Origin of the sequence: Modestobacter altitudinis (genome assembly GCF_005930475.1) — a bacterium.
Lineage (GTDB): Bacteria > Actinomycetota > Actinomycetes > Mycobacteriales > Geodermatophilaceae > Modestobacter > Modestobacter altitudinis.
This window is the reverse complement of the sequence record NZ_SJEW01000004.1, coordinates 24,897-46,388: the sequence shown is the minus strand read 5'-3', so window position 1 is coordinate 46,388 and position 21,492 is coordinate 24,897. Positions and strand designations below refer to the sequence as shown.

The following is a 21,492-nucleotide window of genomic DNA, read 5'->3' as shown; positions in this document are numbered from 1 at the left end:
ATGCGAGCTCTGGTGATCGACGACTCCCGTGCCATGCGGCGCATCGTCGGCACGATCCTCAAGGACTTCGGATACGAGGTGCGTGAGGCCGGCGACGGTCGTCAGGCCCTCGACGTGCTGGAGGAGGGGTGGACCCCCGATCTCTGCTGCATCGACTGGAACATGCCGGTGATGGACGGTCTCCAGTTCGTCTTCGCCGTCCGGGCCAACCCTGCGTTGCGCCAGGTCACGCTGATGATGGTGACCACGGAGAGCGAGACGGGACAGATCGTCAAGGCGCTGGCCGCCGGCGCCCACGAGTACCTGATCAAGCCCTTCACGGCCGACGCGCTGCGGGACAAGCTCGCGCTGCTCGGCCTGCTCCCCGAGCAGGTGACCGCGTGACCACCAGCCAGCAGGCCCAGCCGATCAGCACGCTGCTGGACCCCGCGACGGTGCAGGCCATCGCCGACGAGGTCTGGCCGTCGCTGGTCGGCGACGGCGAGGCCTTCGTGCCCGTCCCGGTCGCCCCGCCGGCGGCGGTGGTCAGCGCCTGGGTGGACATCGTCGGGCCGTGGACCGGCTCCGTCGTCCTCACCTGCTCCCCCGCCACCGCGCAGGCGCTCACCGAGAACGTCCTGATGACCCGGCCGCCCACGGTCGTGGACGACGAGGACGTCGCCGACGCGCTGGGCGAACTGGCCAACGTGCTCGGCGGCAACATCAAGAGCGTCCTGCCGGGGGAGTCCCGGCTGGGTCTCCCCCGGATCGGCACCGCCCCGCCGCGTGGCCGGCTGGACGACGTCTGTGCCCTCGTCGGTCAGTGGCGAGGGAACTTCCTGACCATCACCGTGCAGGGCACCGCCCCGCACCCGAGCGGAACTGAGGTGCCGCAGTGAAGATCCTGGTGACCGACGACAGCCGTGTCATGCGGCAGATCGTGATCCGCACCCTCCGGCAGGCGGGCTACGACGACCACGACATCATCCAGGCCGAGAACGGCCGCGAGGCCTTCGAGCTGGTCGGCTCCGAGCATCCGGACCTGGTCCTGTCGGACTGGAACATGCCCGAGATGAGCGGGATCGAGTGCCTCGAGGCGCTGCGCGCCTCCGGGTCGCAGGTGCCCTTCGGCTTCGTGACCTCCGAGGGCTCCCCGGAGATGCGGGCGAAGGCGGCCAACGCCGGCGCCATCTTCCTCATCGCCAAGCCGTTCAACGAGGACACCTTCAAGGACGCCCTGGACGGGGTGATCGCGTGACCGCCGTCCTGCCCGCGGTGCTGCCGACCCCCAAGGACGTCCGCGACCTGCTGGAGAGCCTCTTCGGCAAGGACGTCACCGTCTCCCCCGGGGACCCGGTCTCGCTGAACGCCAAGGCGGCCGTGGCCGTCTACGTCGACCCGACGATGGCGACCACCGCGCTCTGCGTGCTCGACATCCGGCTGGCCGCCTGGCTGGCCGGTGCGCTGGCCCTGCTCCCCAAGGGCGGGCTGGAGGACGCGATCGACGAGGGCGAGCTCTACCCGATGCACCTCGAGGCCGTGTACGAGGTGGTGAACATCGCCGCCTCGATGTTCAACGGCGAGGGCATCAACCACTCGAAGCTGTACAAGCTGTACGCGCCGGGGGAGTCCGTCCCGGGCGACATCGCCGGCCTGGCCGCGGCGTTCAACCGGATCGACCTGCGGGTCGACGTGGCCGGCTACGGCTCCGGCGCGCTGTCGATCGTGATGGCGCAGTAGCAGCCAGCACCGGCACCCCGGACGGGGGAGCGGGACCGCCTCAGGGCGGGCCTGCTCCCCCGTCCGTCGTCTGGAGCGGTCCAGTGGCCGGGCTGTGCCCGCCGCGCGAGGATCACCGGCATGGCCACGAGCAGCTCACCCCGGGACGACGGCGGGACCGACACCGGCACGCCGAGCCGCCGCCGCGACCGGACGCACCTGCTGTACCTGTCGGTGATCGCCGCGGTGGCGCTCGGCATCGTGGTCGGGCTGGTCTTCCCGGACTTCGCGGTCGGCCTCAAGTGGCTCGGTGACGCGTTCGTCGCCCTGATCAAGATGTTGATCTCGCCGGTGATCTTCTGCACGATCGTGCTGGGCATCGGCTCGATCCGGAAGGCCGCGCAGGTCGGCCGGGTCGGTGGCCTGGCGCTGGGCTACTTCATCCTGATGTCCACCTTCGCACTGGCCATCGGGCTGGTCGTGGGGAACCTGCTGCACCCCGGCGACGGCCTGCAGCTCACCGACGAGCTGCGCAGCCGGGGCGCCGACCTGGCCAGCGAGGGCGAGGGGGAGGGCGGCACCACCGGGTTCATCCTCGGGCTCATCCCGACCACGCTGGTCTCCGCGCTGACCGAGGGCTCGGTGCTGCAGGCGCTGCTGGTCGCGCTGCTGGTCGGCTTCGCGATCCAGTCGATGGGCGCCGCCGGTGAGCCGGTGCTGCGCGGCATCGGCCACTTCCAGAAGCTGGTCTTCCGCATCCTGGCGATGATCATGTGGGTGGCGCCGATCGGTGCGTTCGGTGCCATCGCCGCCGTCGTCGGGGCCACCGGCGTCGACGCGCTGAAGAGCCTCGCCGTCCTGATGCTGGGCTTCTACGCCACCTGCCTGATCTTCGTGTTCGGCGTGCTGGGCACGGTCCTGTGGGTCTTCGCCCGGGTGAACGTGTGGAAGCTGCTGAAGTACCTGGCCCGGGAGTTCCTGCTCATCGTCTCGACGTCGTCGTCGGAGACCGCGCTGCCCCGGCTGATCGCCAAGATGGAGCACGTCGGGGTCTCCAAGCCGGTGGCCGGCATCGTGGTGCCGACCGGCTACTCGTTCAACCTGGACGGGACGGCGATCTACCTGACGATGGCCTCGCTGTTCATCGCCGAGGCGCTCGGCGACCCGCTGTCGCTGGGGGAGCAGATCGGGCTGCTGGTCTTCATGATCATCGCCTCGAAGGGCGCGGCCGGGGTGACCGGGGCCGGGCTGGCCACTCTCGCCGGCGGGCTCTCCTCGCACCGGCCGGAGCTGCTGGACGGCGTAGGCCTGATCGTGGGCATCGACCGGTTCATGTCCGAGGCCCGCGCGGTCACCAACTTCTCCGGCAACGCCATCGCGTGCGTGCTGATCGCCCACTGGACCAGGGAGCTGGACCGGGAGCAGCTCGACCAGGTGCTGGCCGGCAACCGGCCGTTCGACGAGGCGACGATGGTCGACGACGAGCACGCGGCGCGCGCCCCGGAGCCCGAGGTCGACCCCCGGTAGGGCGCGTGGCCACGGTGCCGCCCCGGCGATGCGGCACAGTGGTGCCATGACCAGGGGCGGCGGGGCCGTGGCGGCCGACGTCCTGATGTCGGCGGTCGAGGGGATGACCCGCCCGCTGTTCGTGCTGGACCGGCAGTGGCGGTTCCGCTACATCAACCCGGCCGGCGCCCGCCTGCTCGGCCGGACCGTCGAGGAGCTGGCCGGCGCGGTCGTCTGGGAGGAGTTCCCCGAGGCCGTCGGCAGCCCCTTCGAGAGCCACTACCGCCGGGTCGCCGAGACCGGTGTCCCGGCCGGGTTCGAGGCCTGGTTCGACCCGTTGGGCATCTGGTTCCAGGTCGACGCCTTCCGCACCGAGGCCGGCCTCGTCGTCACCTACGACGACGTCACGGCCCGGCACGCGGTCGAGCGGGCCCGCGAGGAGGCGATCACCGCCCGCGAGGAGGCCGCCGGGCAGGCCGAGGCGGCCGCCGCCGCCGCCGAGCTCGCCGGCCGGCACCTCATGCTGCTCGGCGACATCAGCCAGGCGATGACCGCCACCTCGGACACCGACGCGGCGGTGCAGAGCCTCGCCGAGCTGGTGGTCCCGCTGCTGGCCGACTGGTGCCTGGTGAGCGTCGTGGAGAACGGCCGGCGGCGGGACGTCGGCCGGGCCCACGCCGACCCGGCGATGGCCGACGCGATGCACCGGTACGCCGACCTCCGCGCCACGACCAACCGGGCCACCGCGCCGGTGCCCACCGCGCTGCGCGAGGGACGGCCGGTGGTCATCCAGGAGCTCACCCCGGAGCAGGTGGTGGCGATGACCACCGCCGAGGCCCGCGAGGCGCTGGCGCCGCTCCGGCCGACCGCCGTCGCCACCTTCCCGCTCATCGCCCGCGGCGAGCAGTTCGGCGCGTTCACCCTGGTGACCGGGCCGGAGCGCGGTGCCTTCACCGACGCCGAGCTGCGCACCGCCGACATCGCCTCCCGCCGCGCCGCCCTCGCCTTGGACAACGCCCGGCTGACCACGGCGCAGAGCCGGGTGGCCGAGCGGTTGCAGCGCAGCCTGCTCTCCCCGCCGGTCCAGCCGGACAACCTGCAGCTGGCGGTGCGCTACCGGCCCGCGGTGCAGGACGTCTCCATCGGCGGTGACTGGTACGACGCCTTCCTGCAGCCCGACGGGTCGACGGTGCTGGTCATCGGTGACGTGATGGGCCACGACCTCGAGGCCGCGGCGGTGATGGGCCAGCTCAAGACGCTGGTGCGGGCCATCGCCTACGACCGGCAGGACGCCCCGGCCGACCTCATGCGCCGGGTCGACCTCGCCGTCGTCGGCCTGGACGTCGCCACGCTGGCGACCGCGCTGGTGGCCCGGGTCGAGCAGGACGACGACGACCGGGTGGCCGGGCTGCGCCGGGTGCGGTGGGCCTCGGCCGGGCACCCGATGCCGATGCTGCTGCAGGCCGACGGCAAGGTGCTGGACCTCGACGGGCCGGTGGGCCCGCCGCTGGGCATCGGCTGGTCCGGCGACCGCGCCGACGGGCTCACCGTCGTCCCGGCCGGCAGCACCCTGCTGCTGTTCACCGACGGGCTCTTCGAACGCCGCACCGGCGACCTGGACCGGGACCGGGAGCGGCTGCGCGCCGCCGTCGGAGACCTGGCGGCGGAGCCGCTGGAGCAGCTGTGCGACGGCCTGCTCGCCGTCCTGCTGGCCGACGGCGCGGAGGACGACGTCGCCCTGCTGGCCGTGCGGGCGCACCCGGTGGACGCCGACCGGCCGGCCGTCGCCGGGCCCCGCGAGGTGCCGCTGGAGCGGCCCTCCGTCAGCTGAGCGCGGTCCGGGCCGCCGCCGCGCGCACCGCCGCGGTGACCGCCGCGACGCCCAGCTCGGTCCACAGGATCGACCAGTGGTCGGTGTCGGGCACCTCGACCGCGGTGACGTGGGCGTCCTGCAGGCCCATCCCGGCCAGCCGGACCTCGTCGTAGAGACCGGGCACCTCACCGGCCATGCCGCGCGTGGCCCACAGCAGCGTCGCGGGCACCGGGAGGTCGGTCGTCGCCTCCAGCACCGCCTCGTTGCGCAGCATGTCCGCACCGTCCACCCGCACCGCCTCGTGCACCACCGCGCTGTGCAGGTCGGGCTCGGTGCCGGTGAGGTCCCGCATCAGGAAGTCCGCCACCGCCGGGTCGCCGACCCACGGGCCGACCGCCGGGTGCTCGCTCCAGAAGGCGCGCACCGCGGGCAGCTCGGGGAACGAACGGTCCAGCCGGTCCAGCGACGAGCCCAGGAACACGGCGAGCATGTCGTCGGTGTCGGCCGCCGGCGGGACGGCGAAGGGCAGGCCGCCGTCGACCAGCACCAGCCCGTGCACCAGGTCGCGGGCCGACCCGGCCGTGGCCAGCGCGGCGACGAAGCCGCCCATCGAGTGGCCCACGAGCACCGTGGCGTCGGCGCCGGCCTCCGCGTCGGCCCCGAAGCGCTGCAGCAGCGCGGTGACGTCGGCGGCGTGCGCGGACAGGCCGTAGGGCCCGGGCAGGTCCGCGCTGCGCGCCCGGCCGCGGAGGTCCGGGGCGACGACCTCGCACTCACCGGCCAGCGCCGCGGCCACCTTCGCCCAGACCATCGAGTTGCCGGTGATGCCGTGCACCAGCACGACGAGGGGAGCGGCCGGGGCGTCGGCGGCCCAGTAGAGCGCGGCCAGGTCACCGCCCTCCACCGGGACGCGGATCTCCTCGGGCGTGCGGACGTCGGCTGGGGTGCTCACGGCCACACCCTGCCCTAGTCGGTGGCGTGGCTGAGCAGGTACCGGCCGAAGTGCGGCACGGTGAAGGCGATCTGCCCCCGCTCGGCGGAGTAGACCAGCCCCTTCTTGATCAGCGAGTCGCGCGCCGGTGACAGCGACGCCGGCTTGCGGCCCAGGGTGACCGCCACGTCGGAGGTGCCGACCGCCGCCCCGGCCGGCCCGCCGAGCTCGGCCATGGCGTGCATGTACTCCCGCTCGGCAGGGGTGGCCCGGTCGTAGCGGGAGCCGAAGAAGCCCACGGCCAGCTCGGCCTCCGCCGCCGGTGCGGCCATCGCCACGTCGGCGGCGGTGATGGGGGAGGAGGCGGCGACGTCCCAGGTCACCTTGCCGTAGGCCTGGACGAAGTAGGGGTAGCCGTCGGCGGCCGCGTAGAGCTCGTCGAGGGCGGCGGTGTCGAAGGCGACGTCCTCGCGCTCGGCAGGGGCGAGCAGCGCCCGGTCGGCGGCCGCCCGGTCGAGCCGGTCGATCCGCAGGTAGCGGAAGAGCCGCTCGGAGTAGCTCTTCGAGGCGCTGAGCACTGCCGGCAGGTGGGGGAGACCCGCACCGACGACGATGAGCGGCGAGCCCTGCTGGGACAGCTCGTGGCAGGCGGCGCAGATGGCCGAGACGTCGTCGGGCTGGACGTCCTGCATCTCGTCGATGAAGAGCGCAACGCCCTTGCCGACGTCGGCGGCGAGCCCGGCCACGTCGCTCAGCAGCTCGACCAGGTCGATCTCCATGTCCCCGGAGTCCGCGCGGCCGGTGCCGGCCGGCACGTCGATGCCCGGCTGCCAGCGGTCCCGCACCTTCGCGTCGGCGGGGGCCTGGCGCTGGGCGAACGCCTTGAGCGTGCCCAGCACGGCGTCGGTGGACTCCTGGTCGGGGTGCCGCAGCTCGCGCAGGGCCATGTGCAGCGCGGCCGACAGCGGCCGGCGCAGCGACTGGTCGGGCCGCGCCTCGATCTTCCCGGTGCCCCAGCCGCGGCTGATCGCCGCCGAGCGCAGCTGGTTGAGCAGCACGGTCTTGCCCACCCCGCGCAGCCCGGTGAGCACCAGCGAGCGCTCCGGCCGACCGCGGGCGATCCGCTCCAGGACGACGTCGAAGGCGGAGAGCTCGGTGTCCCGGCCGGCCAGCTCGGGCGGCCGCTGACCGGCGCCCGGGGCGTACGGGTTCCGCACGGGGTCCATGTCGAGCAGGCTATGCGGTCTTCTAGCGTCGGCGATAGACAGGCGTAGACCACAGCATGGAGCGCGCTGTCGATGGCCGTCTGCGGCTCTCTAGCCTTGCCGCTAGAGAGCACAAGACAGCGTCAGACGGTGCTCCACGTGCCGCGTACCGCCGGGGACGAGGCTAGCAGAGTCCTCGAACACGTGTTCGATCTCAGTCCTCGACGACCGGCCCGGCAGGGCGGCGGCGGGCGCGCCACCGGTGCACCAGGAGCAGGGCGACGAGGCCGAGCGCGAGCGGGACCAGGCTGAGCAGCAGGACCGGTCCGTCACCGGCCGCACCGACCGTGGCACCGATGGTCACGTGCAGCACCGTGCCCGGCACCAGCCCGACCGCCGACCCGAGCAGGTAGGAGCGCAGCGGGATGCCGGAGAGCCCGCCGGCGTAGCTGACCAGGGTGAACGGCGTGATCGGGATGAGCCGGCCCAGGAGCACGGCCACCGCGCCCCGGGAGGCGAGCAGCCCGTCGGCGCGGGCCAGCCGGGGGCCGGCCAGCCGGGTGACGGTCTCGCGGCCCAGCGAGCGCGCGAGTGCGAACCCGACCAGCGCGCCGAGCACCCCGCTGACCAGGGCCAGCGCGAGGCCGCCCCAGAACCCGGCGAGCACCCCGCAGAGCACCGACAGCGCGGTGCGCGGGACAGGGGCGAGGGTGGCCAGGGCGAGGCCGAGCACCAGCGCCACCCAGCCGACCGTGCCCAGCTGGTCCAGCCAGCCGCGGAGGGTGGTCACGCCGGGGACGTCGACCAGCAGCGCCACCACGCCGCCGGCGACCAGCAGGACGACGAGCAGGGCGGTGCGGACCAGGGCGCGCCGGGGGAGCCGGGGGAGCCGGTGCTGCGTGCTCTCCAGGCCGGCCACCCGACCAGTGTGCACAAGGCCGGCCCAGGGGAGTTGTTCCCGGCAGGACACCGGATCGTGATCACCGGGCGCTAGCGTGACCCCGTGGCCACGATCGGGAAGTTCGTCGTACGCGTCGTCGTGTTGGCCGTGATCATCTACGCGGTCACCCGGTTGGTCGACGGCATCAGCGTCGACACCGCGGGTGGCCGCTACGGCGAGGCGGGCACCTACCTCTGGGTGGCGCTGCTGTTCGCGCTGGTGAACTCGATCGTCGGCCCGGTGGTGCGGCTGCTGTCGCTGCCCTTCGTCGTCCTCACCCTCGGCCTGTTCCTGCTGGTCATCAACGCCGCGCTGCTGGGCATCACCGCTGCGATCTCCGACCGGTTCAGCGTCGACGGGTTCGTCCCGGCGGTCCTCGGCGGCCTCCTGATCGCGGTGTTCAGCTGGATCGCGGAGCTGCTGCTGCCGCTGCGGGTGCGCGCCGGCTGAGCCGTTCCGCGGCACGGCCGACGCAGTTCGCCGCAGTACGTGCGGGAGGGCCCGCCGGGAACTAGCGTCGGCGGACATGGTGGGCACCGAGACACTCTCCGACCTCGCGCCGGAACGCCCCGCCGACTCCCCCGTCGACATGGCCTCGCTGGAGGCCGCGCAGGACGAGAAGCGCCGGCTGCTGGACACCGCCGCGGGCGCCGCGGCCGAGCTGATCAGCGAGCAGGCCGCGCTGCCGGCCGGCGTCGGCACCGAGGACGGGGCGGCGCTGCTGCGCCGCTTCTACGCCGGGGAGCCCGCCGCCGAGGTCGTCGGCCACGCACCCGAGGACCTCGCCGCGCTCGCCCTGGACCACCTCCGGCTGGCCGCCCGCCGGCTGCCGGGCACCCCGGTCGTCGACGTGCACCGCGGCGAGCGCGGCCGGGCGGTGCTGCGCGTCGTCGTCGACGACATGCCGTTCCTGGTCGACTCGGTCACCGCCGAGGTCGTCCGGCAGGGCATCGTCGCCGAGCACGTCGTCCACCCGATCGTCGTGGTCCGCCGGAACGCGGCGGGGGAGCTGATCGCCTTCTGCGACAGCGCGGACGCCGCGTCCTGCGGCACCGACGCGCTCGCCGAGTCCTGGATGGCCGTCGTGCTGGCCGGCACGGTGGACGACGAGGCGGCCGAGGACCTGGTCGCCGGGCTGGGCACCGTGCTGGCCGACGTCCGCCGCTCGCACTCCGACGTCGACGCGCTGGCCGCCCGCGCCCGCGGCATCGCCGACGCGCTGGACCGGTCGCCGACCGACGACGAGCCGACCGGCCACGCCGCCGACGACCCGGCCGAGGCCGCCGCCCTGCTCCGCTGGCTGACCGCGGGCAACTTCCTCTTCCTCGGCGCGCGCACGGTCGAGCTGGTCGGCGACGACGGGACCCCGCCGCTGGTCGTGGAGGGCTCGGAGCTCGGCCTGCTGCGCGGGTCGCCGTCCCGGACCACCTCGGTGGCGCCGGCCGCGCTGGCCGCACCGGGCGCCGTGGGCCGCCGCCGGGTGCTGGTGACCAAGGGCGACGCGCGCTCCACCGTGCAGCGACCGGCCTGGCTGGACCTCGTCGTCGTCGAGATGCCCGGTGAGCTGCCCGGCAGCCGCGGGCGCCAGCACCTGCTGGTCGGGCTCTTCCCGAACGAGGCGTACACCAGCAGCGTCCGCGACGTCCCGCTGGTGCGGCGGGTCGTCGAGGCGGTGCTCCAGCGGTCCGGCGTGCCCGCCGACAGCCACTCGGGCAAGGAGCTGCTCGACGTCCTGGAGACCTACCCGCGCGACGAGCTGCTGCAGGTCGACGTCGACGAGCTGCTGCCGGTCGCGCTGGCCGTGCTGCACCTGCGGGAGCGCCGGCAGACCCGGCTGTTCCTGCGGCGTGACCCGTTCGGCCGGTTCTTCTCCGCGCTGGTGTACCTGCCCCGCGACCGGTACACGACCCAGGTGCGGCTGACCATGCAGCGGCTGCTGCTGGAGCAGCTCGGTGGCACCAACGTCGAGTTCACCGTCCGATCCAGCGAGTCGGTGCTGTCCCGGCTGCACTTCGTGGTGCGGGTGCCGGTCAGCCGGCGCGGTGCGGCGACGCTCCCGGACGTCGACGTCCCCGCGCTGGAGGCGACGCTGGCCGCGGCCGCCCGCAGCTGGACCGACGACCTCGCCGACGCCCTCGCCGCCCGGCACGGCGACGACGCCGCCCGGATGCTGGCCCGGGTCGCGGACGCCTTCCCAGCCGCCTACCAGGAGGACTTCCCGGCCCAGGTCGCCGTCGAGGACCTGGCCCGGCTGGACCGGCTGGCCCCCGGCGGGATGGACCTGCGGCTCTGGGTGACCTCGACCGGCCCGGAGGGCGAGCGTCGGCTGACCGTGTACCGGGTGGGGGAGCGGCTGCTGCTCTCCGACGTGCTGCCGGTGCTGCAGCACATGGGCGTGGACGTCCTCGACGAGCGGCCCTACGAGATCGACCGGATCGGTGCCCCGATGGCCTGGGTCTACGACTTCGGGCTGGCCTCACCGACCGGGGAGGTGCCCTTCGCCGGCAGCCTGCCCGAGCGGTTCACCGACACCATCAGCGCGGTCTGGGCCGGCCGGGCCGAGGACGACGCGCTCAACGCGCTGGTCCTGCTCGCCGGGCTGACCTGGCGGCAGGTCGCGGTGCTGCGCGCCTACGTGCAGTGGCTGCGCCAGGGCGGGCTGCCCTTCGGGCAGGCCTACGTCGAGGAGACGCTGGCGGCCCACCCGGGCATCGTCGCCCGGCTGGTCGCGCTGTTCGAGACGCGCTTCCACCCCGACCGCTCGGCCGGCCGGGAGGCCCGCACCACGGCCCTGGTCGGGTCCCTGGTCGAGGCGATCGGCTCGGTCGAGTCGCTGGACGCCGACCGGGTGCTCACCTCGCTGATGGCCGCGGTCCAGGCCACGCTGCGGACCACCGCTTACACCGCCGGCGTCTTCACCGGCGGGGTCCCGCTGGCGCTCAAGCTCGACCCGCACGCCGTCCCCGACCTGCCCGAGCCCCGCCCGGCGCGCGAGGTCTGGGTGAGCTCGCCGCGGGTGGTGGGCGTGCACCTGCGCTTCGGTGCGGTCGCCCGGGGCGGGTTGCGCTGGAGCGACCGGCGGGAGGACCTGCGCACCGAGGTGCTGGGCCTGGTGAAGGCACAGACGGTGAAGAACACCGTCATCGTGCCGACCGGCGCCAAGGGCGGCTTCGTGGTGCTGGACCCCGCGGACGACGGGCGGGCCTGCTACCAGCTGTTCATCGGCGCGCTGCTGTCGCTCACCGACAACCTGGTCGAGGGCACCGTCGTCCCGCCGCAGCGGGTCGTCCGGCACGACGGCGACGACACCTACCTGGTCGTCGCGGCCGACAAGGGGACGGCGACCTTCTCCGACCTGGCCAACGCCGTGGCGATCGAGCGCGGCTTCTGGCTCGGGGACGCCTTCGCCTCCGGCGGCTCGGTCGGCTACGACCACAAGGCGATGGGCATCACCGCCCGCGGCGCCTGGGAGTCGGTGACCCGGCACTTCCGCGAGCTGGGCGTGGACGTGCAGAGCCAGGAGATCACCGTCGCCGGCATCGGCGACATGTCCGGGGACGTGTTCGGCAACGGGATGCTGCTGTCGGAGCACCTGCAGCTGGTGGCCGCCTTCGACCACCGGCACGTCTTCGTCGACCCGACGCCGGACGCCGCGGTCTCCTTCGCCGAGCGCCGCCGGCTGTTCGAGCTGCCGCGCTCCTCGTGGGCCGACTACGACCGCGCGCTGATCAGCGCCGGGGGCGGGGTGTGGCCGCGGACGGCGAAGTCGGTGCCGGTCTCCGAGCCGATGCGCATCGCGCTGGGCCTGGCCGACGACGTGGCGGCGCTCAGCCCCGCCGAGCTGGTCCGGGCAGTGCTGCTGGCCCCGGTCGACCTGCTGTTCAACGGCGGGATCGGCACCTACGTGAAGGCCGCCTCGGAGAGCGCGCTGGACGTCGGCGACAAGGCCAACGACGCGGTGCGGGTCGACGGCGAGCAGCTGCGCGTGCGGGTGGTCGGCGAGGGCGGCAACCTGGGCCTGACCCAGCGCGGCCGGATCGAGTACGCGCTGGCGGGCGGCCGGGTGAACACCGACGCCATCGACAACTCGGCGGGCGTGGACACCTCCGACCACGAGGTCAACATCAAGATCGCGCTGAACCGCGTCGTCGACGAGGGGCGGCTGGACGCCACCGGGCGGGCGCGGCTGCTGGCGGAGATGGCCGACGAGGTCGCCGCCGACGTCCTCACCGACAACTACGCGCAGAACGCCACGCTGGCCACCGAGTCCACGGCCGCCCGCGGGCTGCTGGACGCCCACCAGCGGTACCTGCGCGCGCTGGAGCGCTCCGGCCGGCTGGACCGCGCGGTGGAGGCGCTGCCCGACGACCGGGCGCTGGCCGAGCGGCGGCGGGACGGCCAGGCGCTGACCGGACCCGAGCTGGCCGTGCTGCTGGCCTACGCCAAGATCGAGGTCGGCGACGCGGTGCTGCACTCCGGGCTGCCCGACGACCCGGCGCTGGCGGAGCTGCTGTCGGACTACTTCCCCGGGCCGCTGCGCCGGCGGTTCCCGACCGCGCTGACCAGCCACCCGCTGCGCCGGGAGATCGTCGCCACCGCGCTGAGCAACCGGACGGTCAACGTCGCCGGGGTGACCGGGGTGTTCCGGCTGGCCGAGGAGACCGGGGCACCGGTGGCCGCGGTCGCCCGGGCGCACGCGGTGGCCCGCGCGGTCTTCGACGTCGACCGGCTCTGGGACTCCCCGCGGGAGCTGGACAACCGGGTGCCCGCCACCACCCAGGTGCACCTGCGCACCGAGGCCACCCGGCTGGCCGAGCGGGCCACCCGCTGGCTGCTGCGGGTGCCGGAGCTGACCGCGGAGCCCGCTGCCACGCTGGGCGCGGTGGCCGCGCGGTTCGCCGCACCGGTGGCCGCCGTCCGCACCGGGCTGCCCGGCTGGCTGCTCGGGGCCGACGCCGAGGCCTACGCCGACCGGGCCGCGGCGCTGCGGGCGGCGGGGGTGCCGCCGGAGCTGGCCGCGGAGGTCGCCGCGGCGCCGCTGCTGCCGACCGCGCTGGACCTGGCCGTGGTCGCCGAGCAGACCGGGGCGCCGATCGCGCTGGCCGGACAGGTCTCGCAGTGCCTGGCCGAGCGGCTGGACCTGGTGCCGCTGCGCGAGCTGGTCATCGGGCTGCCCCGCGACCGCCGGTGGCCCTCGATGGCCCGGGCCAGCCTCCGCGACGACCTGGCGACCGAGCAGGCCGCGCTGACCGCCGACGTGCTGGCCCTGCGCGGCTCCGACGACGACCCGGCGGGCGAGCTGGTCGGCCGGTGGGCGGACGCCTGGGACGTGACCCAGCACCGGTCGGCGGCCCAGCTGGCCGAGCTCGCCGGCGGGGACCGGCACGAGCTGGCCGAGCTCGTGGTCGCCGTCCGCACGCTGCGCGGCCTGCACTCCCGCGGGTGACGCCCGGACCGACCGGTCTCGCATGTTCCGGCGTCCGGCGGGGCACAACCGGAACATGAAGACCGTCGTCGTCGCTGTCCTGGGCGGCCTCCTGACCCTCGCCGGCATCGGGTTGCTGGTGCTGCCCGGCCCCGGTTTCGTCCTCGTCGCGGCGGGGCTGGCCGTGCTGGCCACCCGCTTCTCCTGGGCCAAGAAGCCGCTGGACTACGCCAAGGACAAGGCCGAGCAGGGCATCGAGGAGGTCGGCAAGAGCCCGCTGCGGGCCGCCGGCGCCGCGATCGCCGCCGTGGCGCTCATCGCCGTGGGCGTGCTCGCCCTCGCCGGGATCGACCTGCCCTTCGTCAACACGCTGAGCGCCGTCGTGCTGATCCTGTCCGGCCTCTTCCTGGTCGGGACGATCTTCTTCGCCCGCAAGCAGGAGGCCCGCGAGGCGGAGAAGGCCCAGCGCCCGGCCGGCACCCCCGCGGGCGGGGGCGCCTACCGCGCTCCCCAGCCCACCGCCGACTGAGCGGTCAGCGCAGCTGCAGCACCCGCGCGTCCCAGGCGCCCAGCACGACCGGGTCCGGGTCGGCGAGGTTGCCCAGCACGAGTTGCGCGCCGGCCGCCTCGGGCAGCAGCTCACCGAGGCGGTACGGCGTGCCGCTCACGTTGCAGACCACCAGCAGCGTCTCGTCGTCCCGTGCGCGGGTGAAGGCGTACACGTCGTCGTGGTCGGGCAGCAGCATGGTGAAGTCGCCCAGCTGCACCGTCGGCGAGGTGTGCCGCAGTGCGATCAGCGCCCGGTGGTGTGCGAACACCGACCGCGGGTCGTCGCGCTGGGCGGCCGCGTTCCACTCGACGTGGTCGGGGTTGACCGCGATCCACGGCGTCCCGGTGGTGAAGCCGGCGTGCTCGGTGGCGTCCCACTGCACCGGGGTGCGGGCGTTGTCCCGGCTGACCGGCCGGATCGCGGCCAGCACCTGCGCCGGGTCCTCCCCGGCCGCCACGGCCTGCGCGACGTGGTTCAGCGACTCGACGTCGCGCAGGTCGGCCAGCGTCGCGAACGGGGCGTTGGCCATGCCCAGCTCCTCGCCCTGGTAGACGTACGGCGTCCCGCGGTGCAGGTGCAGCAGGGTGGCCAGGCAGGTCGCGGAGTCCCGGCGGTGCGCCGGGCTGTCGTCGCCGAACCGGGAGACCGCGCGCGGCTGGTCGTGGTTGTCCCAGTAGAGGGAGTTCCACCCGACCTCGGCCAGGCCGGCCTGCCACCGGCCGAAGGACGCCTTGAGGTCGCGCAGCCGCAGCGGCCGGGAGTGCCACTTGTCGCCGTCGAAGTCCAGCCCGACGTGCTCGAACTGGAACACCATGTCGACCTCGGCGCGAGCCGGGTCGGTGAACAACCGGGCCTGCTCGACGGTCACGCCGGGCATCTCGCCGACGGTGAGCAGCCGCTCGGGCCGCCCGGCGAACACCTCGCGGTGCATCTCCTGCAGGAACTCGTGCACCCGAGGCCCGCACAGGTAGGCCGCCGACCCGTCGCCGTACGGGCTGCCGGGCAGCGGTGGGCCGTCGGGCAGTCCGCCGTCCGGGGCGACGTCCTTGCTGATCATGTTGATGACGTCCATCCGGAAGCCGTCGACCCCGCGGTCGAGCCACCAGCGCATCATCGCGTACACCGCCTGCCGGACCTCCGGGTTCTCCCAGTTCAGGTCCGGCTGCTCCCGGGCGAACAGGTGCAGGAAGTACTCGCCGGTGGCCTCGTCGAGCTCCCAGGTGGGGCCGGAGAAGAACGAGTGCCAGTTCGTCGGCTCGGCGCCCGGCTCCCCGGCCGCCAGGCCGGCGCGCGGCGGTCGCCACCAGTACCAGTCGCGCTTCGGCGACGTCCGGGATGCCCTGCTGTCGGCGAACCACGGGTGCTGGTCGCTGGTGTGGTTGACGACCAGGTCCATGACCAGCTTCATGCCGCGCTCGTGCAGCTCGGCCAGCAGCGCGTCGAACTCCTCGAGCGTGCCGAAGGCGTCGTCGATGGCCTGGTAGTCGCTGATGTCGTAGCCGTTGTCGGCCTGCGGGGAGGCGTAGACGGGGGAGAGCCAGACGACGTCGACGCCGAGGTCGGTCAGGTGGTCCAGCCGTTGCCGGAGGCCGCCGAGGTCCCCGATGCCGTCACCGTCGGAGTCCATGAACGACCGCGGGTACACCTGGTAGACGACGGCGCTGGTCCACCACGGCGGCTGCGTCACGCCGCCGATCCTCTCAGCGCAGCAGCGGGCGCCGCTCGCCGAACCGGGTGGCCTGCTCGAAGGCGTGGCCGACCTCCAGCACCGTCCGGTCGGCCCGCGGCGCGGCGACGACCTGCAGGCCGACCGGCAGCCCGTCGGGGGTGAAGCCGCCGGGGACCGACAGCGCCGGGCAGCCGGTCGCCGAGATCAGCGTGCAGGAGCGCATCCAGCCCAGGTAGTCGTCGAACTCCACCCCGTCCACCGACGTCGGGTACTCGACCTCGACGGGGAAGGGCAGCACCTGGGTGGTCGGCGCGAGCAGCACGTCGTAGCGGTCGAAGAACGCGACCACCTGCTCGTAGAGCCGGGTGTGCGCGGCCTCGGCCCGGCCGACGTCGGCGCCGGTGAGCTCGGCACCGCGGGCGGCGTTCCAGCGGATCGTCTCCTTGACCTGGTCCGGGTGCTGCCGGACCAGCTCGCCGTAGCTCGCCTCGAACAGCCAGGCCCGCAGCACGCCGAAGGCCTCGTCGGCGCCGGTCAGGTCCGGGCAGTCCGCCTCGACGGTGGCGCCGAGGTCGGTGAAGACCCCGAGCGAGGCCTCCAGCGTCGCGGTGACGGCCGGGTCGACCGGCACCCGGCCGCCCAGGTCCGGCGCCCAGGCGATGCGCAGACCGGTCAGCTCGGTGGGCAGCGGCGCGGCGAGGGACGCACCCGGCGCCTCCAGCGAGATCGGCACCCGCGGGTCGGGGCCGGCGAGCGCGGACAGTCCGAGCGCCACGTCAGCGACGGTGCGCCCCATCGGGCCCTGCACCGACAGCTGCGACCAGCCGATGGTGGTCGGGTGGCTGGGCACCCGACCCGGGGTGGGCCGGAGCCCGACCACGTTGCAGAACGCCGCCGGGTTGCGCAGCGAGCCGCCCATGTCGCTGCCCTCGGCGAGCGCCACCAGCCCGGCGGCCAGTGCGGCGGCCGCCCCGCCCGAGGAGCCGCCGGCGGACAGCCCGTGCCGGTAGGGGTTGTGGGTGGCGCCGAACAGGGTGTTGAAGGTGTGCGAGCCGGCCGCGAACTCCGGCACGTTGGTCTTGCCGACTCGGATGGCCCCGGCGGCCTTGAGCCGGGCGACGACGAGCTCGTCCTGCTCGGGCACCGTGTCCGCGTGCAGCGGCGAGCCCCACGTCGTCCGCATCCCGCCGGTGGCGTGGGTGTCCTTGTGCGCGACCGGCAGGCCGTGCAGCGGACCCACCGGCTCGCCCGCCGCGAGCCGGGCGTCGGCGGCGTCGGCAGCCGCCCGGGCGCCGTCGGCGTCGAGGGTGACGATCGCGGTGAGCGAGGGGTTCAGCTGCTCGATCCGGTCCAGGTGCGCGTCCATCAGCTCGCGCGCCGAGACCTCCCGGTCGCGCAGCAGCGCGGCCAGCTCGGTCGCCGGACGGGTGCACAGGTCATCGTCCATACCGGGCACCGTATCGGCTGTCTTAGCGCTGAGGAACCGCTCCGGCCGGGACGACGAGGGTCAGTTCGGTGCCGCCGGGGTGTTCCACGTGGAACCCGGCGCGGCGGAGCAGCGCCCGCAGCCGGACGACGGAGTCCGGCTCCCCGGTCGTGGTCGCCAGCACCCGGGCCAGCCGTCCCTTGTGCGCCTTGTTGACGTGGCTCACCACGGCCCGGGTCCCGTCCGGCCGTTCGCTGAGCACCTGCACGGTGACCGCGCCCGGCACGGGTGCCAGCTCCGCGTAGGCCCCCGACCGCAGGTCGACGACCAGGTCGTCGAGGCCGGCCAGCACGTCGGTGAGCACCGGCTTCCACAGCGACCGCAGGGTCGGCAGCCCGGGCAGCGAGCTGCCGGCGGACAACCGGTACGCCGGGACGGCGTCGCCGGCCCGCAGCACGCCGAACAGGGCCGAGCCGACCGCGAGCCGCGCGTCGGCCCGGCGGCGCTGGGCGCGGGTGAGCGACCGGACGTCGAGGGCGTCGTAGAGGACGCCGGTGTAGCGCTCGATGGCCGGCATGGTCGGGCTCGCGCGCAGTGCGGCGTTGCGGGCGACCTCGTCGTCCTGCGCGGGGGAGAGGCCGAGCGCGGCGCGCGCCGCGGGCACGTCCTGCGCGAGCGTCACGGCGGCGTCGACCAGCTGCTCGCGGACCGGGGTGAGCTCCGGCGCGCCCAGTGCGGCCAGGTCGAGCGGGGCACCGCTCCCACCCGGGTGCTTGGTCTCCGACGGGGGCAGCAGGACGAGCACGACGAACCACGGTACGTGTTCCTCATCCGTCTCACCCGGCACGTCGAGGGACCGTTCGGACACACCGCGCAGCCGCGTCATCTACCGTCCCCTGGATCGGTGCGCACGGCGTCGACGGGCAGGCCGGGAGGTGGGAGCGGTGCTGGTGCTGGATGGAGCCGCCGTCTCCACCCGCGGACCGCGTCCGGACAACCAGGACTCGGCGGTCACCGGACCGCTGCTGATCGCCATCGCCGACGGGGTCGGGGGCAACGTCGGCGGCGCCGTGGCGTCGTCCCTGGTGGTCAACTGGCTGGCCCCGCTGGCCTCCGGCAGCGCCGGGGAGGGCTCCGACGACCCGGTGCGGGTGGTGGCCAGCGCGAACGAGCGGATCCGGGCGGCCTACACCGAGCGGCCGCGGCTGCGCACGATGGCGACGACGCTCACCGCCATGCACGTCGACGCGGAGGGGATCGCGCTGCTGCACATCGGCGATTCCCGCGGGTTCGTGCTGGCCGGCGAGCAGCTGACCCAGGTGAGCACCGACCACACGCTGGTCCAGGCGCTCATCGACGCCGGCTCGCTCACCCCCGCCGAGGCGCGGGTGCACCCGCAGCGGTCGGCGGTCTACGCCGCGATGCACGGTGCCGACGACGACGTCGCCGCGCTCGACGTGATCCGGCTCGACGCGCGTCCTGGTGACCGGCTGATGGTCTGCTCCGACGGGCTGTCCGACGTCGTCCCGCCCAGCACGATCCGCGACCTGCTGGCCTCCGGCAGCCCCGCGCAGGCCGCTGCCGCGCTCCGCGACGCCGCACTGGCCGGGCCGCCGACGGACAACATCACCGTGGTGGTCGCCGACGTCCGCGAGCCGGTGGCCGGCGAGCCGGCCGCCCGGTTGTTGACCGTCGGTGCCGCCGGCGAGCTGCGGGAGGAGACCGCGGAGGCGCTGGAGGCCGTCTGGCCCGGCCCGGTGCCGGTCGGCCTGGTCCAGCACCGCCCCCGCTGACCGCTCAGGTCCAGTAGAGCAGGCGCGCTCCGGGGAGCCGGTCGGCGATTGCCGCGGTGAACCAGCCGCGCAGCTCCGACATCGTCTCCCGCGGGTAGACGTGCTTGACCGAGCCGAACTTGCCGCGCTTGGTCGTCCGGGCCTGCTCGTCCATCTCCAGCTTGGTGCGCGGGTACCAGTCGGTCAGCGTCGCCTTGCTGCCGGGCGTGAACCGGTGGGTGATGCACTCCACGGTCAGGTCGGTGCCCTCCGGCAGCGCGGCGGCGACGCGGTCCAGCAGCTCGCCGTACTCCTGCTGCCAGCCCTCCGTCGGCATGATCGGGGCGATCGTCAACCCGACCGGGTAGCCGGCGGCGGCCACCGCGGCGAGGGCGGCGACGCGCTGTGGGACCGGTGAGGTGGCGCCCTCGAACCGGCGGGCCACCGAGGCGGCGTTGACCGAGAAGCGCAGCCGGGTGCGGCCGGCGTGCGGCAGCTCGAGCAGGCCGGCGACGTCGTCGAACTTGGTGGTCGCCCGCAGCTGCACGGGCCCGGGCCACTCGTGGGTGCCGAAGTGCTCGACCGCCCGTGCCAGGCCGCCGGTGAGGTGCTCGAGCGCCAGCGGGTCGGTGTAGCAGGACGCCTCGAACGTCGTCCCCTCGTCGCCGCGGGCGACCGTGCCGGACGTGACGGCGCCCTGGCCCACGTAGCCGTCGAGGTCACCGAGCACCTCGTCGAGGTCGGCGAAGACCCGGGTGATCGGGGGGCCGCTCAGCGAGCCGGCCAGGTAGCAGTACTGGCAGTGCGCGGGGCAGCCCTCGGCCAGGTCGAACCGCCAGTCCGCCGACGGCGGGATCGGCTGGAGCCGCCGCTTGGACGCCGGCGGGACGACGACGGCGAGGGTCTGCTTGGCGGCCATGAACGCGGCCCGGTCGCCGTCCCCGCGCAGGTTGGGCAGCCGGTCGCCGCGCAGCAGCTCGATGTCGGAGACCCCGGCGGCCTCGAGCCGCTGCAGGATGCGCCGGCCGTGCGGACGTTCGGCGGCCGACCGGGTGACCAGCACGCGGGACGGTGTCCAGAGACGGGTGGGAGCAGGAGCGGGGACAGGAGCGGGGACAGGAGCGGCGAGCGCGGTGGTCATCGTCTGGTGCAACGGCCCCCGACGGGAAGTCCTTCCTGGTCAGGCGGCGCGTCGGCGCACGAGATCGCGATGGGCCATCAGCGCCCACACCACGTGCTGCAGGTCCATCCGCTCACCGTCGGACGGCAACGCCGCCGGCAGCGCGTCGCGGGTGGGCAGCAGGTCGGCGAGGGCGTCCTCGGCGGTTCTGCGGAACCGCTCGGACTCCTGCCAGACCCGCCGGCCGTCGGGCGCGACAGCCACCAGCCGACCGCCGGGGCGGCTGAGCCGGATGTCCTCGTCGTGGACGACCCCGTGGTGGACGTCGCAGAGGAGCACCATGTTCGACACGTCGGTGCGCCCGCCGGCCAGCCAGGAGCGCAGGTGGTGGGCGTGCAACCGCTCGACCCGCGTCTCCTCGCAGCCCGGCACCGCGCAGCCGCCGTCGCGCATCAGCAGCGCCCGCCGCTGGGCCCGGGTGGCGAAGCGCCGCGCCCGGCCCTGGGCGAGGACCTGGCCGCGGTCGGTGACGATGGCCGTCACCGCAGCGTCGCAGGCCAGCCGGCGGGCCTGGGCCGGGGTGAGCGCCGGACCGCCCTCCAGCGCGGCCCGCCCGCCGGCCTCGTCCTCGGCGAGCACCGCCGCGTCCACGACGACCACCACCTCGCGCCGCGGCGGGTCGCCGGCCCGGCGGTCGGCCTCGGCGGCCGCCGACGCCAGCTGGGTGAGCGCCCGGCACCGGCGTTCCGTGGTGACGGCGAGCGGGACGACCTCGTCCGGGTCCTCCGCCGGCTCGCCGACGTCCCCGGCCGAACGCTTCCGGGCCGCGCGGTCCCGGCGGGCGTCCCGTTCGGCCAGCGACTCGACACTGGCGAGGAGCTCCGCGCCCGCCTCGGGCTCCATCCGGAGCTGGATCGAGAGCATCCCGTCCTCCTCGGTCCACCAGGAGAACCGGCGGCGGTCGCGGACCCGGCTGGCGTCGACGTCGTCGGCCCGACGCCAGGCCCGAACGGTGCGCTCCACCTGGGACGCCGTCGCATGCCGGGCGAACTCGACCAGCTCCGCCTCCGTGCCGGGCTCGGCGACCCGGGTCAGCGCCCGCACCTTCGAGTACGACAGCTCGCCGGCGGCAAAGGCCGTCGCGGTCGCCGGGAGCTGCCTGAGTGCCCGGGCCACCCGCACGTGCTGCCGCGCCGTGCCTGGCGTCAGCGAGCACTTCCACGCCAACCAGTGCGCACAGGACTGGATGCCCACGCCCTGCCAGCCGCGGCGTTCGTCGAACTCGGCAACGAGGGAGAGCCAGGCTGCCGTGGCTGCGGCGAGCTGGACCGCGCCGGAACGGATCCGGTCGCCGAGCTGGTCGAGCGGTTCGGCACCCCCGGCGGGCGAGGCGGGACGGGGGACCAGGCGTACCGGGACATCGATCATGTGTTCGAA

Annotated in this window: 18 protein-coding genes; 10 read left to right on the top strand and 8 right to left on the bottom strand. The window is 74.5% G+C overall.

All coding sequences use genetic code 11. The features are described from left to right. From FHL79_RS02730 to FHL79_RS02705, 6 genes are all read left to right on the top strand, one after another. Positions 1–384 carry a response regulator gene (locus tag FHL79_RS02730; RefSeq protein ID WP_138757095.1) on the top strand — a complete coding sequence of 128 codons (384 nt, stop codon included), beginning with the start codon at positions 1–3 and terminating at the stop codon, positions 382–384. Next, a complete protein-coding gene (locus FHL79_RS02725; protein WP_138757094.1) occupies positions 381–878 on the top strand; it encodes a chemotaxis protein CheX in 498 nt (165 codons plus the stop codon). The genes FHL79_RS02730 and FHL79_RS02725 overlap by 4 nt, the downstream gene beginning before the upstream one ends. Then, positions 875–1,237, top strand: a complete 363-nt coding sequence (locus FHL79_RS02720) for a response regulator (protein ID WP_138757093.1) — start codon at positions 875–877, stop codon at positions 1,235–1,237. The genes FHL79_RS02725 and FHL79_RS02720 overlap by 4 nt, the downstream gene beginning before the upstream one ends. Next, positions 1,234–1,719: a hypothetical protein gene (locus tag FHL79_RS02715; protein ID WP_138757092.1), complete on the top strand. Its 486-nt coding sequence runs from the start codon at positions 1,234–1,236 to the stop codon at positions 1,717–1,719. The genes FHL79_RS02720 and FHL79_RS02715 overlap by 4 nt, the downstream gene beginning before the upstream one ends. 120 nt (positions 1,720–1,839) lie before the next feature. After that, positions 1,840–3,225: a cation:dicarboxylate symporter family transporter gene (locus tag FHL79_RS02710; RefSeq protein ID WP_138757091.1), complete on the top strand. Its 1,386-nt coding sequence runs from the start codon at positions 1,840–1,842 to the stop codon at positions 3,223–3,225. Positions 3,226–3,271: 46 nt separating this feature from the next. After that, positions 3,272–5,035: a SpoIIE family protein phosphatase gene (locus FHL79_RS02705; protein ID WP_171057974.1), complete on the top strand. Its 1,764-nt coding sequence runs from the start codon at positions 3,272–3,274 to the stop codon at positions 5,033–5,035. On the opposite strand, the gene FHL79_RS02700 is transcribed toward FHL79_RS02705, so the two are convergent. The 3 genes from FHL79_RS02700 to FHL79_RS02690 form a co-directional block, all read right to left on the bottom strand. After that, positions 5,028–5,969, bottom strand: a complete 942-nt coding sequence (locus tag FHL79_RS02700; RefSeq protein ID WP_138757089.1) for an alpha/beta fold hydrolase — start codon at positions 5,967–5,969, stop codon at positions 5,028–5,030. The two genes, FHL79_RS02705 and FHL79_RS02700, sit on opposite strands and share 8 nt — an antisense overlap. 14 nt (positions 5,970–5,983) lie before the next feature. Then, positions 5,984–7,174, bottom strand: a complete 1,191-nt coding sequence (locus tag FHL79_RS02695; RefSeq protein WP_138757088.1) for an ATP-binding protein — start codon at positions 7,172–7,174, stop codon at positions 5,984–5,986. 193 nt (positions 7,175–7,367) lie between these two features. Continuing rightward, the gene (locus FHL79_RS02690; protein WP_246080270.1) at positions 7,368–8,072 is read right to left on the bottom strand and encodes a TVP38/TMEM64 family protein; all 705 of its coding nucleotides are present in this window, start codon (positions 8,070–8,072) and stop codon (positions 7,368–7,370) included. A gap of 84 nt (positions 8,073–8,156) precedes the next feature. On the opposite strand from FHL79_RS02690, the gene FHL79_RS02685 reads away from it, so the two are divergent. The 3 genes from FHL79_RS02685 to FHL79_RS02675 all read left to right on the top strand — a co-directional run bounded on the left by FHL79_RS02685 (position 8,157) and on the right by FHL79_RS02675 (position 14,047). After that, entirely contained in the window at positions 8,157–8,543 is a 387-nt protein-coding gene (locus tag FHL79_RS02685) for a phage holin family protein (RefSeq protein WP_246080268.1), read from the top strand. A gap of 76 nt (positions 8,544–8,619) precedes the next feature. Further along, positions 8,620–13,539, top strand: a complete 4,920-nt coding sequence (locus tag FHL79_RS02680) for an NAD-glutamate dehydrogenase (protein ID WP_138757086.1) — start codon at positions 8,620–8,622, stop codon at positions 13,537–13,539. Positions 13,540–13,594: 55 nt separating this feature from the next. Next, positions 13,595–14,047: a PGPGW domain-containing protein gene (locus tag FHL79_RS02675; RefSeq protein WP_138757085.1), complete on the top strand. Its 453-nt coding sequence runs from the start codon at positions 13,595–13,597 to the stop codon at positions 14,045–14,047. Between the two features lie 4 nt (positions 14,048–14,051). On the opposite strand, the gene FHL79_RS02670 is transcribed toward FHL79_RS02675, so the two are convergent. The 3 genes from FHL79_RS02670 to yaaA are packed head-to-tail and all read right to left on the bottom strand — an operon-like array spanning position 14,052 to position 17,968. Continuing rightward, the gene (locus FHL79_RS02670) at positions 14,052–15,755 is read right to left on the bottom strand and encodes a glycoside hydrolase family 13 protein (RefSeq protein ID WP_138757084.1); all 1,704 of its coding nucleotides are present in this window, start codon (positions 15,753–15,755) and stop codon (positions 14,052–14,054) included. A gap of 13 nt (positions 15,756–15,768) precedes the next feature. After that, a complete protein-coding gene (locus FHL79_RS02665) occupies positions 15,769–17,184 on the bottom strand; it encodes an amidase (protein WP_138757083.1) in 1,416 nt (471 codons plus the stop codon). Between the two features lie 22 nt (positions 17,185–17,206). Further along, a complete protein-coding gene (gene yaaA, locus FHL79_RS02660; RefSeq protein ID WP_138757082.1) occupies positions 17,207–17,968 on the bottom strand; it encodes a peroxide stress protein YaaA in 762 nt (253 codons plus the stop codon). Between the two features lie 139 nt (positions 17,969–18,107). On the opposite strand from yaaA, the gene FHL79_RS02655 reads away from it, so the two are divergent. Then, on the top strand, positions 18,108–18,956 hold the full coding sequence (locus FHL79_RS02655; RefSeq protein ID WP_171057973.1) for a PP2C family protein-serine/threonine phosphatase: 849 nt from the start codon (positions 18,108–18,110) through the stop codon (positions 18,954–18,956). A gap of 4 nt (positions 18,957–18,960) precedes the next feature. On the opposite strand, the gene FHL79_RS02650 is transcribed toward FHL79_RS02655, so the two are convergent. After that, positions 18,961–20,076, bottom strand: coding sequence for a spore photoproduct lyase family protein (locus FHL79_RS02650; protein ID WP_138757080.1), 1,116 nt, complete (start codon positions 20,074–20,076; stop codon positions 18,961–18,963). A 39-nt stretch (positions 20,077–20,115) separates the two neighbouring features. Continuing rightward, entirely contained in the window at positions 20,116–21,483 is a 1,368-nt protein-coding gene (locus FHL79_RS02645; protein WP_138757079.1) for an HNH endonuclease signature motif containing protein, read from the bottom strand. Positions 21,484–21,492 lie beyond the last annotated feature (9 nt).